Origin of the sequence: Nonomuraea salmonea, from assembly GCF_042428605.1 — a bacterium.
Taxonomy (GTDB): domain Bacteria; phylum Actinomycetota; class Actinomycetes; order Streptosporangiales; family Streptosporangiaceae; genus Nonomuraea; species Nonomuraea salmonea.
Genome location: NZ_JBHMCF010000003.1, coordinates 602,341 through 615,493 on the forward strand (window position 1 = coordinate 602,341; position 13,153 = coordinate 615,493).

Annotated in this window: 13 protein-coding genes and 1 other RNA gene; 3 read left to right on the forward strand and 11 right to left on the reverse strand. The window is 70.0% G+C overall.

Annotation, left to right across the window (positions count from 1 at the left end):
• Positions 1 to 17: 17 nt before the first annotated feature.
• On the reverse strand, positions 18 to 980 hold the full coding sequence (locus tag ACFFR3_RS03905) for a GlxA family transcriptional regulator (RefSeq protein ID WP_364365400.1): 963 nt from the start codon (positions 978 to 980) through the stop codon (positions 18 to 20).
• Positions 981 to 1,078: 98 nt separating this feature from the next.
• Between ACFFR3_RS03905 and ACFFR3_RS03910 the strand changes: the two genes are divergently transcribed.
• Positions 1,079 to 1,492: a hypothetical protein gene (locus ACFFR3_RS03910; protein WP_345396706.1), complete on the forward strand. Its 414-nt coding sequence runs from the start codon at positions 1,079 to 1,081 to the stop codon at positions 1,490 to 1,492.
• Here ACFFR3_RS03910 and ACFFR3_RS03915 read toward each other — a convergent pair.
• From ACFFR3_RS03915 to ftsE, 9 genes are all read right to left on the reverse strand, one after another.
• Positions 1,437 to 2,600 carry an ARPP-2 domain-containing protein gene (locus ACFFR3_RS03915; RefSeq protein WP_379482603.1) on the reverse strand — a complete coding sequence of 388 codons (1,164 nt, stop codon included), beginning with the start codon at positions 2,598 to 2,600 and terminating at the stop codon, positions 1,437 to 1,439. The genes ACFFR3_RS03910 and ACFFR3_RS03915 overlap by 56 nt on opposite strands.
• Positions 2,597 to 3,997, reverse strand: a complete 1,401-nt coding sequence (locus ACFFR3_RS03920) for a hypothetical protein (protein ID WP_345396701.1) — start codon at positions 3,995 to 3,997, stop codon at positions 2,597 to 2,599. Before ACFFR3_RS03920 ends, ACFFR3_RS03915 begins: the two co-directional genes overlap by 4 nt.
• A 121-nt stretch (positions 3,998 to 4,118) precedes the next feature.
• A complete protein-coding gene (locus tag ACFFR3_RS03925; RefSeq protein ID WP_345396698.1) occupies positions 4,119 to 4,718 on the reverse strand; it encodes a hypothetical protein in 600 nt (199 codons plus the stop codon).
• Complete coding sequence (locus ACFFR3_RS03930) at positions 4,715 to 5,599, reverse strand: hypothetical protein (protein ID WP_364365391.1); 885 nt, start codon at positions 5,597 to 5,599, stop codon at positions 4,715 to 4,717. Before ACFFR3_RS03930 ends, ACFFR3_RS03925 begins: the two co-directional genes overlap by 4 nt.
• A gap of 153 nt (positions 5,600 to 5,752) precedes the next feature.
• Positions 5,753 to 6,136: a transfer-messenger RNA gene (ssrA, locus tag ACFFR3_RS03935) on the reverse strand.
• 423 nt (positions 6,137 to 6,559) lie between these two features.
• On the reverse strand, positions 6,560 to 8,425 hold the full coding sequence (locus ACFFR3_RS03940; protein WP_345396692.1) for a penicillin-binding transpeptidase domain-containing protein: 1,866 nt from the start codon (positions 8,423 to 8,425) through the stop codon (positions 6,560 to 6,562).
• 28 nt (positions 8,426 to 8,453) lie between these two features.
• Positions 8,454 to 8,921 (reverse strand): SsrA-binding protein SmpB, encoded by a 468-nt coding sequence (gene smpB / locus ACFFR3_RS03945; protein WP_345396689.1) that lies wholly within the window; start codon positions 8,919 to 8,921, stop codon positions 8,454 to 8,456.
• Between the two features lie 47 nt (positions 8,922 to 8,968).
• Entirely contained in the window at positions 8,969 to 9,880 is a 912-nt protein-coding gene (gene ftsX, locus ACFFR3_RS03950) for a permease-like cell division protein FtsX (protein ID WP_345396686.1), read from the reverse strand.
• 20 nt (positions 9,881 to 9,900) lie between these two features.
• Positions 9,901 to 10,590 (reverse strand): cell division ATP-binding protein FtsE, encoded by a 690-nt coding sequence (ftsE, locus tag ACFFR3_RS03955; protein WP_020541427.1) that lies wholly within the window; start codon positions 10,588 to 10,590, stop codon positions 9,901 to 9,903.
• A 202-nt stretch (positions 10,591 to 10,792) separates the two neighbouring features.
• On the opposite strand from ftsE, the gene ACFFR3_RS03960 reads away from it, so the two are divergent.
• Positions 10,793 to 10,987 (forward strand): hypothetical protein, encoded by a 195-nt coding sequence (locus ACFFR3_RS03960; protein WP_364365386.1) that lies wholly within the window; start codon positions 10,793 to 10,795, stop codon positions 10,985 to 10,987.
• On the opposite strand, the gene prfB is transcribed toward ACFFR3_RS03960, so the two are convergent.
• Positions 10,970 to 12,088 (reverse strand): peptide chain release factor 2, encoded by a 1,119-nt coding sequence (gene prfB / locus ACFFR3_RS03965; RefSeq protein WP_345396680.1) that lies wholly within the window; start codon positions 12,086 to 12,088, stop codon positions 10,970 to 10,972. The two genes, ACFFR3_RS03960 and prfB, sit on opposite strands and share 18 nt — an antisense overlap.
• A gap of 47 nt (positions 12,089 to 12,135) precedes the next feature.
• Here prfB and ACFFR3_RS03970 point away from each other — a divergent pair, with 47 nt between their 5' ends.
• On the forward strand, positions 12,136 to 13,152 hold the full coding sequence (locus ACFFR3_RS03970; protein WP_364365383.1) for a DUF8094 domain-containing protein: 1,017 nt from the start codon (positions 12,136 to 12,138) through the stop codon (positions 13,150 to 13,152).
• Position 13,153 lies beyond the last annotated feature (1 nt).

The window sequence follows — 13,153 nt, forward strand, 5'->3', positions numbered from 1 at the left end:
TAGCCAGATCCGGGCACTCACCCGGCGGCTTGGGACAGGCGGTAGCGGGACGGCGAGATGCCGTACCGGTCGATGAAGGCCTGCCGCAGCGTCTCCGCCGAGTTGAACCCGCAGCGCGTGGCGACGGCGGCCATCGGCAGCGACGTGGTGGCGAGCAGGTGGGCGGCGGCCTCGGTGCGAGTCTGGCGGACGTACCGGCCGGGGGTCTGGCCGAGGTGCTTGAGGAAGAGCCGGGTGAGGTGCCGCTCGCTGACCCCGGCCTCGGCCGCGAGGGTCGCGGTGGCGAGGTCGTCGCGCAGGTGGGTGGAGATGTGCTGGACGATCCGCCTGACCAGGCTGTTGGCGGGCGAGGGCGGCTCGACGAACATGCTCATCTGGGCCTGGTTGCCGGGCCGCTGGAGGTAGGTGACCATGTTCCTGGCGACGGTCCTCGCCAGCTCGGGGCCGTTGTCCTCCTCGACGAAGGCGAGGGTGAGGTCGAGCGCGGCGGTGATGCCGGCGGAGGTCGAGACGTTGCCGTCGCGGATGAAGATCGGGTCGGGGTCGACGGTCACCCGGGGGAAGCGGCCGGCCAGCACGTGCGCCTCCTTCCAGTGGGTGGTGGCGCGCCGGCCGTCGAGCAGCCCGGCGGCGGCCAGCACGTACGCCCCGGTGCAGACCGAGGCCACCCGTCTGCTCTCCCTGGCCAGCCGCCTGACGTGGGCGACGACGAGGGGGTTGGCGGCGGCGTCCTCGTGGCCGATGCCGCCGGAGACCAGCAGCGTGTCGAGCGGCCCGGTGACGCGTTCGAGGGCGAGCTGCGCGTCGAGCCGGAGGGCGGTGCCGGTGGTGATGGGATGGCCCCCGGGGGTGGCGACGCGGTATTCGTAGTACGGTAACGCGCCGTGCCAGTTGGCGCTCTCCAGCGTCGAGGTGACGCAGGCGATGTCGAGCAGCTCGGCCGCCTCGTACGCCACCACGACGAACCGTCGTCGATCCATGGCACGACTGTAGGTCCGAAGGACAAGGAACCCAAGTATCCGGACCTGCCGGACGGCTTCCCTTGGGCCCCGCCACCGCTGAGGGCGACAGTCGAGGCATGACGACGACCACCACCACCACGCCCACGGGGCGCCGCTGGGGCAGGTTCGCCCTCCACTACGTCGAGATGATCATCGCCATGTTCGCCGGCATGTTCCTCATCGGCATGCTCCGCTCCGCCGCCGGCCTCGGCGTCTCCCTCGCCGAGCAGCCCGAGCTCTGGTACCTGGCGATGGCGTTCGACATGTCCGTCGGCATGGGCGCCTGGATGCGGGTGCGCGGGCACCGCTGGGCGCCCACACTGGAGATGTGCGCGATCATGTTCGCCCCGGCCGTGCCGCTCTTCCCGCTGCTGTGGACGGGCGTCATCGACGGGGACGTGCTCATGCTCGTCTCGCACGTCGGCATGTTCCCGCTCATGCTGGCGGCGATGCTGCTCCGCCTCGACGAGTACGCCGGGTGCCGTCATTGAGCGCCTTGCGGTAGCCGTCCAGCACGTCCTGCCGCAGCAGGTGCCCGAACCCGGCCCGCCGCAGCCGCATCCCCAGCAATGGCTCGCTGACGCCCAGCGCGGCGGCGGTCTCGCCCATGTGCCAGCCGTGCGCGGCCAGCTCGCTCAGCAGGTGGCCGCGCCTGACCTGCGCCTCCGACAGCCGGAACGTCTTCAGATACGCCGTACGCCCCTCGCCGTCGCTGATCATCTCGCCGATGTGGTTCTCGGCCTTGCGCTCGAACGCGGGCAGGAACCGGCTCAGCGTGAACCGGCCCATCCGGTACACCTCCTGCACCCGCGCGGGGGCGCGGAGCAGCCCGGCCGCCATCACGGAGTCGTGGAAACCGGCCCACTCCCGCTCGACGCGGACGGCCGCGGCCCGCAGATCGGCCAGTGAGGAGATCGCGGCGGCGTCGAGCGTGCCGGTGAAGTCGCGCGCCGGGAAGAACAGGGCGTACTCGTGGATGAGGTCGCCGTACATGTCGCGGACAAGCGTGGGGTGCAGCGCCCGGTAGTCCTCGGGATGCGGCACCACGAACGCCGAGGCCAGCGTGTCACCGGCGTAGAGCAGCAGCCCGCACTGACCGGGATGGATCTCGAACACCTTGAGCGCGTCCTCCAGGCCGCGCACCTCGGCCCCGCTGTAGGCCTCCTCGATCCGCGGCGACAGGCCGTGCCGCAGCGACTCGCGCGACCACTCCTCCCACGCCAGCTCGGGGCCGCCGAAGCAGAGCGCGAGGAAACCCTCCATGGCCAGGTGCAGCGGCAGGAAGCGCAGGCGGTTCCCGTCGGCCCTGCGGGCCATCCTGCGCCTGATCCTGATCGGCACGTGCCGCAGCGGCTGCCCGAGCTGGGTGCCGTACGCCGCCGCGGGGGTGCCGTCGCCGGTCCACGACGCGACGAACGCGTGCGGCACGTACGCGGTGTAGAGCGACCTGTCGGGCAGCGCGACCACGGTGGGCTCGTCACCGTACACCTTGGCGTGCAGCCGCAGGTCCTCGATGGGCGTGCGGCGGACGAGCGGCACCAGCCGCAGGGCACCCCAGGTCTGGGCGGGCCGCGTCTCCAGCCCGGTGAGGTCGATCATCGTGCCTCCAGCGCGGGTGCCGCCCGCTCCGCCAGGTACGCCCGCAGCTCGGCCGCCCCGCTCCGCCCCTCCGCGAACCTGGCCAGCTCCACCAGCGCGGGCAGGTCTTCGGCGTCCCTGATGCCGGCGGTCGGCACGACCCGGGACAGCCGCCGTACCTCGAAGTGCTCGGCGTCGTAGACGGGGTTGAGGTGCACGATGCCGACCTCGCCGGCCGGGTCGAGCTTGCGCCGCCACACCCGCAGCACCTCGGAGGCGAGGCCGGGCGGCGCGTTGTCCCAGCCGTCGGAGACGATGACGAGCAGGTCGGGCCGCTGCTCAAGGGCGTCGATGACGCGCCGCCCGAGCGGGGTGGGCCCGGACGGGCGGACCTTGAGCGGGTCGGCGCGGCCGTACAGCCACAGGGCGCGGTAGTCGCCGGCCAGCGCCTCCAGCAGGTGGTGGCAGGCCAGCGCGACCGCGAGCGGCCGGCGGCGCTTCTCGGGCGAGCCGAAGGAGGAGAAGCTGTCGTCCAGCACCGCGGCCACCTTCCCCCAGGTGCCGGCGCGCGACCCCGCCGCCCCGGCCGCCGACGCCCGCAGCGCCGCGACCAACTCGTCGCGCCGCCGCTCGCGGACGTCCGCCGCCAGCGACAGCACGTAGGAGGCCACCCTGACCAGCGGCAGCGCGGCCAGATCAGCGTCGGTGCCGGTGCCGGCGCGCTCGGCGGCCCCGCTCAGCCGCAACCGCTCCAAGCGGGTCAGCCGGGGCGCGATCGCCTCCAGGAACGCGGCCCTGTCGATGCCGTGGCGGGCGGCGAAGCCCTCGGCCACCGTGTACGGCAGCTCGTACAGGGCGTTCTTGTCGTAGTGGGCCCGCCGCCACGCCTCCAGCACGGGCGTGTCGTAGTGAGCCCGGCGGAACGGCGTGAACAGGAAGTCGCCCAGCTCCCCCGGCAGCTCGAGGTGCGCGTGCCGGACCGCGGCCCTGACACCCGCCCGGTACTTCACCGCGTCGAAGGCCAGGTCGGGCCGGGCGGCCAGCCAGTCGCGGACGAGCGCGCGGGTGCGCCGGTTGTTGACGCCCGCCCGCCGCAGCTCCCTGAAGAGCCGGTAGACGCGGGGCGGGCTCATCCGGCCGAGCCGCCAGGCGATCAGCCGCGCCTCGTGGCCCACGCCGCCCTTGCGCCGCAGCAGCCCCGCGATGATGAGGGCGGCGTTGTGGTCGTTGATGTCGAGGGCGAGGGTGGCGGCGTACAGATCGGGATAGTTGGTGTGGATGTAGTCGTGCAGGAAGCTCAGGGAGAGGCGCTGCCGGCCCGCCTCGCTGTGGAACTCGCGCTGGCCGGTCGCGGTCATCGCGGCGTTGGCGAAGAGCAGCACGTCCTCGCACTCGATCAGGTCGGCGTAGGTCTCCATGGCTCCCCGGGGCGGTCGCGGAGCTGGCCGGGGAATGGGGGCGCGAGCTGCGAAGAGTCGCGGTATAGGCGGTTTCCGGAAGTCGCACCGGAGTCCCGCGGCCAGCCCGTCCGGAACCCTACTACCGATCCGGCGTGTATCTCGCCTTGATTTCTCCGAGCTTGGCCTGCCTGTCGCGGATGTCGGTGATCAGCACGTACGCGACCAGCAGCAGCCCCAGGCAGAGCACGTCGGCCGCCCACCACGGGATCTCGGCGAGCAGCAGGTAGCCCTGCCCGTCACTGAGCTCCCTGATCACCACCGTGACCACCGCCACCACGACGGTCACCAGCGCCCAGGTCCACCAGCGCGGCAGGTTGCCCTTGTTCCACAGCCGCACCCGCCAGTTCATGAACACCGTGAGCACGCCCAGCAGCGCGCAGAACCCGATCAGCCACCACGGCAGCGCGAACGCGGTCTGCTCGGAGATCTGCTCCTTGGTGGCGCGCAGCTCCGCCTCGGCGGCCCGCCGCGCCTGCTCCGACTCCTCAAGCTTGCGTTCGAGCTGCGCGATGGTCTGCTGGCGGCGCGGCGGCTGCGCGGACTCCTCAGTGGGCAGCATCCGCGCGACGACCGTCAGCATGATCGCCACGAAGGACAATGCCAGCACGATCGCCATGAACAGGTCGATGAACCGCAGGTCGAGCGGCGGCGCGAACGACCGGCTGGCCTGCTTCCTCACTGCTCCCTCACCAGCGTGTACTTCTGCGGCTTGCTCTCGGCGGCGCTCTGCCGCTCGACCGCCGTGCGCAGCGCGTCCAGCCCCTTGATCAGCTCCTCGGTCCTGTCCCGCGACTGCGCCAGCTCCTGCGTCAGGCCGCGCAGCTCGGACCCGGCGGGCGCGGCCGGCGCCGCGCCCTTGCCGCCGGGCAGCCGGGCCAGGTAGATGAGGAACACCTCGTCGGCCGCCGCCACGCTGGCCCGCTCCGACCGCTCGATCAGCGTCATCGCGCCGAACGCGAGCACGCTCAGGAACAACGCGATCATGGTGACGCCGAACGCGGAGGCCAGCTCGGGCAGCACGTGCTGCTTGAGCGCGGTGATCAGCACGCCGGGGTCGCCACGGCTGTCGAGGGCGCTGGAGAACGACCCGACCATCGCGGCCATGGTGAGGGCCGTGCCGATGAAGCCGAAGACCGGCAGTGCCCAGATGAGCGCGTGGTCGATGTGGTGCTTGTTGGCCATCTCACCGTCGTCGAGCGCGGAGCGGGCGGTCAGCACCGCCTCGGCGTCGCCACCGGCCTCCGCAGCCTCTCTGAACAGCCGCAGCCGCTTGCCGACCAGCGTGTCATCGCTCGGCCGCACCGACTGCACGCTGGCCTCGGCGCGCGCCGTCGCGGCCGCCTCGCGGCGGATGTCCGGCACGGCCCGCACGATCCGCAGCACGGTGGTGAAGAACACCGCGAAGATCAGCGTCACCACCAGCTCTGCCGCCCCCGGCGCCGTGGTCGCCCCCACGAACTGCAGCAGCTGCCGGACCATCCCCGTCATCAGCAAAACCGCTGACACCAGCAGCCCCACCAGCGGCGCGAACACCGAATGGCGCCAGTCGAACCTTGACACGCTTCAACCCCACTCCAGCACAGGAAAATGTCAGAGCAACACCTTGGCACACGTAGTGCAATGAGTAGTGACGGAGTGGCAGATCTGTGACCAGACCGGTCCTTAAACGCACGAAAGCCCGGCTCCCTACGGGAACCGGGCCTGTCGCGAGACTGGTGGAGGTGGCGGGAATCGAACCCGCGTCCTTCAACCCCAAGTCAGGGCTTCTCCGGGCGCAGCCTGCTGTGCTTTTCTCAGCCCCGGCGATCACGCAGGCGAGTCGCCGACGGGCTCAGCCACTGTTTGATTTCCCGCTCTTCCCCGTGGCCGGGTCGAGCGGTGGAGCCTTCTAGCGATGCCAGACCCCGGGCCGAAGGCGCTCCCGGGCTGACAGTGGTTTCGCTGCTTAGGCAGCGAGCGCCAGGGAGTCCCTGGCAGCCACAGTGCTCTTGGAATTGGCACTTGTTGTTTGCGGTCACAGGATTAACGAGGTTATGTCCGCAGTCCTCGGCCCGCTTCACCTGGCTTGCAAGGCCAAAGTCGAAGCCAGTCACCCCCTGTGCAGTTGTCAACCGTCACCGCCGACCCCGCGAGGGACGGCGCAACAGGAATGTACATCGGACAACACCCTCGGCGCCAACTTAATTCCCACGGCGCCCCCACCCCCATACATGCCGAAACCCCCGGGAGCCCGGCACTGAGGCACGTGCTCCCGGGGGCCGACCGGCAGGGTCGAGCCGGTCCGGACGGCAGGACTTCCCCCGAGATGAAGTCCTGTCTCATCACGGCGACTGGGACCGCAACCCCCCGAGCGGGCCCAGTCACTCAGTAAGACGCGACCGGCCACCCGGATGGTTGCTCACCGTCCGGACATTTTCACACTCAGTCCGCAACACCGCCGACAGCGCCGCTCACAGCACCGCTCGCAGCGCCGTGAGCGGCACTCTTCACAGCGTCATCCGGCGGCGACATCCGGCGGCGTCAGTTCGCGAGGCCCGCGAAGAAGTCGCCCGCCACGGCCCTGGCGTCGTGGTTCTTCGCCAGCACCGCGATCGCCACGTTGCCCTGCCAGCCGACCCACCAGGTCATGCCCTCGGGGGCGGTGGCCGCGATGCCGTAGACCTTGCCCTTGCCCGCCTGCGCGGGCGTGCCGGCCGCACCGGCCCGCATCATCGTCTGCAGGGTCGCGCGGACCTTCGGGTCGAGCTGCTGCGGCGCGGGCTGGGTGACCGGCGGCGCCGTGGCGGTCGCGTCGGGCGTCTTGGGCTCGGTCACCAGCACGGGAGGCCGCCAGGTGCCCGAGGCCACCGCCGCGGCCACCAGAGCCATGCTGAGCGGGCTCACCTGGACGTTCTGGCCCGCGATGGCCTTGGCCTTGTCGGCGTCGCTGGACAGCTTCGGCAGCTTGCCGCTGAACGACTTCAGCGGCAGCCGCCACGGCTGCTCCAGGCCCAGCGTCTGCGCGCTCTTGAGCAGCCCCTCGGCCGAGACGCGGCGGGCCAGCGAGGCCAGCGCGGTCACGCAGCCCTTCGCGAAGTTCTCCTGGAACGTGGCCGACGCCGGCAGCGGCGTGCTGTGGGCGGCGTTGGCGAACTTGGCGCCGCCCACCGTGCGCTCCTGCGGGCAGGCCAGCCGCTGCTTGGGGCTCACCTGCTCCTTCAGCAGCGCGTCGGCGGCCACGATGGAGAACGCCGTGCCGGCCGGGAACTTGCCCGCCAGCGCGTGGCGCTCCTGGTGCAGCCCCTTGGTGCCGACCGCGAGGATCTCGCCGGTGTCGCGCTGCACCGCCACCAGCGCGCTGGTCTGGGTCTCGGCCACGGCCTGCTCGGCCGACGCCTGCGCGGTGCGGTCGATCGTGGTCTTGACCGAGACGTTCTGCCGCCCGGGCCACTCCTCGAGCTGCGCGACCTGCCGGCCGGTCTTGAGGTCGAGGGTGATCACCTTCGTCTCGGTGGACCCCGTCAGATAGTCCTGGTACGCCTGCTGCAGCCCGCTCCTGCCCACCGAGTCGCCGGCCCGCTGCGGCCCGCCGAGCTTCTGCTCGGTCTCGGGCGTGAGCGCGCTGACCGTGCCGACGATCTGGCGGGGCGCGTCGGGGTTGACCGGCTGCTCCTGCGCGTCGATCTCGATGCCGTCGATCGCGCCCAGCTTGGCCTGCATCGACTGGTAGCGCGAGCGTCCGAACGTCACCAGCGGCACGAACTTGTCGGGCGGCGACGACCTGACCCGGCTCAGCAGCCGGTCCTGGGCGTAGCCGGTGACGTCGGACAGCTTGGCGACGACCTCTTCTGCCCGCTCGCCCAGCTTGTCGGGGACGACCCCGGCGACGTAGAGGACGGTGTCGCTCTGCAGCGGGTCGTTGGCCCGGTCGAGGACGGGCTGGCGCGGCTTGGGCTCGGTGTCGACCGCGAAGCGCTGGCCCTCCTTGAGCTGAGGGTGCAGCACCGAGGGCGACCAGCGGACCTTCCACGCGCCGTCGACCAGGTGGAGCGGAAGCTTGCTCTCGTACTCCCAGAGGGGGTTGTTCTCCCCCAGGTCGACCTCGGCGTGGAAGTCGGCCGTGGACTCGTCGCCGGCGACGCTGATGCCCGTGATCTTGAAGCGGAAGGAGGCGGCGTCGAGCTCGAGCTTGGCGTCCTCGAGCGCCTTGCGCACCTTGGCGGGATCGCCGTCGGTGCGGCCGGCGGCCAGCTCGTAGTCCTCCGACTGCCACCCGACGAGGAAGTCGCGCACCGCGTCGTGCGGCGACGACTCCTCGAAGCAGCCGGTCAGGGTGGTGCTCGCGACCGCCAGCGTGGCGGTCGCGGCCAGGATGCGGCGGGCGCGCCGCATCGGTCGGCCTCTCATCGATCGCATCGGTCGCAGTGCCGCCGTCTCATCGGTTGCGGTAGCGCAGCGCGCGGGCCATCTCCCGCTTGGCCTGCTGCTCCGCCAGCGACTGCCGCTTGTCCCAGTCTTTCTTGCCGCGCGCGAGGCCGATCTCGACCTTCGCCCTGCCGTCCTTGAAGTAGAGGGTCAGCGGCACGATCGTCAGCCCGCCCTCCTTGGTCTTGGCGGCGAGCTTGTCGATCTCTTTCCTGTGCAGCAGCAGCTTGCGCTTGCGCCGGGCCGTGTGGTTGGTCCACGTGCCCTGCGAGTATTCGGGAATGTGCACGTTGAGCAGCCACGCTTCGTTGCCGTCGATCATGGCGTAGCCGTCGACGAGCGAGGCGCGGCCCTCGCGTAGCGACTTCACCTCGGTGCCCTGCAGCACGAGACCCGCCTCGAAAGTGTCCTCGACGTGGTAGTCGTGCCGAGCACGTTTGTTCTGGGCGATGACCTTCCGCCCGGTCTCACGTGGCATGCTTCGACTTTACCGGCGACCGGGGCGCCCGGCGCCCATGCGCACCGCTACACCCTCAGATAGCGACGTAGCGTCACGAACGAGGCCAGGATACAGATCACGACACCGATGATCATGGTGATGGTGATCGTCTGGGCCAGGTCGTTCCAGCCGAGCTGAGCCGTCGCGCCACCGAAGAAGCCGACGATCTCCTCGAACAGGAACACCTTCGCGCAGATCAGGATGACCGCCGCGAACACCCCGCCGACGAGGCCGGCGATGACGCCCTCCATGACGAAGGGCAACTGGATGTAGAGGTTGGAGGCGCCGACCAGCCGCATGATGCCCGTCTCACGGCGCCGGTTGAACGCCGACAGCCGCACCGTGTTGCCGATCAGCAGCGCCGCCGCGAGCACCAGGATGATGGCGACCGTCAGCGCCGCGAAGGCGAGCTTGTCGAGCATGGCGAAGAACGGGGCGATGAGCTGTTTCTGGTCCATCACCTGGGCCACGCCCGGCTGGCCCGTCACGGCCTGGATCACCGGCTGGTAGTTGTCGGGGTCCTGGAGCTTGATCCGGAAGGACTGCGGCAGGTCCTCGACCTTGGTCGCGTCGACCAGCGCCTTGTTCGTGGACGAGAACGACTGCTTGAAGTTCTGGTAGGCGTCGGCCTCGTCCTCGAAGAACACCTCCTTGACGCCCTTGGTGCCCTTGATGTGCGTCTCGAGCGCCTTGATCTGCGCGGGCGTGACCGCCTTGCCCTTGCAGTCCGGTATGGCCGTCCCCTTCTTGCACAGGAAGACGGAGATCTCGACCTTGTCGTCCCAGTAGCCCTTCATCAGGCCGATCTGGGTGTTGATCATCAGACCGACGCCCAGCATCGCCATGCCGACCGCCACCGTGATGATCACGGCGATCGTCATGGTCAGGTTGCGACGGAGGCCGATCCAGACCTCGGAGAAGATGAAATTCGCCCGCATGTCTTGTCTGCAGCTCCCTGTCAGTACGCCTGGCCGTACACGCCACGCGACTGGTCACGGACGATCTTGCCGTCCTCCAGCTCCACGACACGCTTACGCATGGAGTCGACGATGGCCGCGTCGTGCGTGGCCATGACGACCGTGGTGCCAGTCCTGTTGATGCGGTCGAGCACCTTCATGATGCCGATGCTCGTCGCGGGGTCGATGTTGCCCGTGGGCTCGTCGGCCAGCAGGATCATCGGCCGATTGACGAAGGCGCGGGCCATGGCGACGCGCTGCTGCTCGCCGCCGGACAGCTCGTCGGGCATGCGGTGCGCCTTGCCTTCGAGGCCGACCAGCTCGATGACCTCGGGCACCACCTTGCGGATGAACCGCCGCGGCTTACCGATGACCTCGAGGGCGAACGCCACGTTCTCGTAGACGTTCTTGTTCGGGAGCAGCCTGAAGTCCTGGAAGACGCAGCCGATGCGGCGGCGCAGGTGCGGCACCTTGAAGTTGGAGAGGCGGGCCAGGTCTTTGCCGGCGACGTGGATCGCGCCGGAGTTGGGCCGCTCCTCCTTCAGGACCAGACGCAGGAACGTGGACTTGCCTGATCCCGAGGGACCGACGAGGAACACGAACTCACCCTTGTCCACGTCAACGGATACGTGGTCGAGGGCGGGCCGGTTCTGGTTCGCGTAGACCTTGGTGACATTATCGAAATGGATCACGAGAGCATCACGGCATGCCAGTCTAGGGGTCAGGACGGAAGCGAGGGTGGCATATGCCCACTTCCCGCCGGGCGACCATCGGTTACGTCTTCTTTACTGATGATCGACGTTCCGATTGGCCAGACGACAGTCTAGGGGGAAGACTGGCATGGAACGTCCATAACGGAAACAAAACGATTGTGCGGCTAGACTTGGGGCTGTCATGAGTTGCGAACACCTCGTATGCGCGCAGTGCGCCCACCCCGTGATCGAGGGACGCTGCCCCCTGTGCCGCGCCAACCGGGAGCGGATGCACAACCACGGCTTCGCCGGGCTGTCACCCGCTCTCATCGGCCTGCTGCTCGTCGCCCTGCTCCTGCTGACGCTGGCGGCCGAGCACCTATTGCTCGGCGCCTGACTCCTGGCGCCGCATCCACCGGATCTCCGACTCGATGAACTCGTCGAGGTCGCCGTCGAGCACCGCTGACGGGTTGCCGGCCTCGGTGCCGGTGCGCAGGTCCTTCACGATCTGGTAAGGGTGCAGCACGTAGTTGCGGATCTGCGTGCCCCACGAGGTGGTGGAGGCGCCGCGCAGCTCCGACATCTTCTCGGCCTCCTCCTGCCGCTTGCGCTCCAGCAGCTTGGCCTGCAGGACGTTCATCGCCGTGGCGCGGTTCTGCAGCTGGGAGCGCTCGTTCTGGCAGGAGACCACGATGCCGGACGGCAGGTGGGTGATGCGCACCGCGGAGTCGGTGGTGTTGACGCCCTGGCCGCCCGGGCCGCTCGACCGGTAGACGTCGACGCGGATCTCGTCCTCGTTGATGTCGATGTGGTCGGTCTGCTCGACGACGGGCACGATGTCGACCCCGGCGAACGAGGTCTGCCGCCGCCCCTGGTTGTCGAAGGGGCTGATGCGGACCAGCCGGTGGGTGCCGTGCTCGCCGCGCAGCGTGCCGTAGGCGTAGGGGGCCTTGATCGTGAACGTGGCCGACTTGATGCCGGCCTCCTCCGCGTAGGAGGTGTCGTAGACCTCGGTCGCGTAGTTCTTGCGCTCGGCCCAGCGGAGGTACATGCGCAGCAGCATCTCCGCCCAGTCGGCCGCGTCGACGCCGCCGGCCTGGGAGTTGATCGTGATGAGCGCCTCGCGGGCGTCGTATTCGCCCGACAGCAGCGTGCGGACCTCAAGGGCGCCGATGTCGGAGCGCAGCGACTCGAGCTCCTTGTCGGCCTCGGCGCGCGTGTCGTCGTCGGCCTCCTCGGCCGCCAGCTCATAGAGGACCGCCAGGTCGTCGAGGCGCCTGGCGACGCCGTCGACCCTGTTGAGCTCACCCTGGAGGTGGGAGAGCCGGCTCGTCACCTTCTGGGCCTGCTCGGGGTCGTCCCACAGGTCGGGGGCGGCAACCTGCTGCTCCAGCTCCTCGATCTGCTTGCGCATCGCGTCGAGGTCGAGCACGTCCTGGATGCTGCGGAGCGTGCCCCGAAGCTCGTTGATCTCTTCTGCCGGATCGATGCCTGCCACGTCTCCCAAGGGTACGCGACCCACGCGGGCCCGAATAACATGGCGAGGTGCGTGCATACGGTCGGCGGAAGGTGCTGGCGCTCGCCGCCGGCCTCCTCGCCGCGGTGACCGCCTGCTCCGGCGATGCCCGCCCGGCCCCTTCCACCCCTGCCGCGGCCACCTCCACGCCGTCGAAGTCGCCCGAGCCGCCGGCCGTCACCCAGGCCGAGGCGGCCGAGGAGTTCGCCGCCTACATCCGCACCGACGACCTGCTGCGCAACGTGCCCGGCGACTTCCAGGGGCGGCTGCTGCAGGTGCAGGACATCACGACGGGCGGTCAGTGGCAGCTCATCCAGGCCGCCTACCTCTCCTCCGGCTACACCCCGCCACGCCACCAGTGGGGCTCGCCCACGTTCTACGTCCCCCGCTTCGACGAGGGCGCGGGCTCGCCCTGGTTCAGCGTGCTGGTGACGCGCGACGACGCGCCGACGCTGCTGACGTTCGTCAAGTTCGACCGCTGGCGGCTCAGCTCGGCGGCCGAGCTGCTGCCCGGCCAGGAGCTGCCGCCGATCGAGCTCGACGACGAGGGCTACGCCACGGCCGTGGCCGCCGACGACAAGAGCGTCACCATCAGCCCGCAGTTCATCGGCCCCGTCCACGCCAGCGTGGCCGAGACGGGCAAGGCGGGCGTCACCGACGGCCTGCTCGCGGCCGGCCCCTACACCACCGAGGTGGCCGAGCAGATCGCCGAGCGCCGCGAGAGCGCCAAGAGCGACGGGTTCAGCTACGACTCGATCTTCAGCGCCGACAACTTCCCGGTCTACGCCCTGCGCACCGAGGACGGCGGCGCGCTGATCCAATACTCGCTGTCGCGCACCACGTCCACCCAGACGAAGACGGCCGAGGACGACTACATCCCGGTGCCCGACTCGGCGCGCTGGGCGATCAGCTCGCCGGTGCTGCGCCGCTCGCTCAAGCTGACCGAGACCCACCAATACGCCACGGCAGTGCCGCCGCTGACGAAGCCGGCGCCCGCGCCCGTGATCGCCCACGACGGGGCGCTCACCCGCGCGTCAGGGCAGTAGG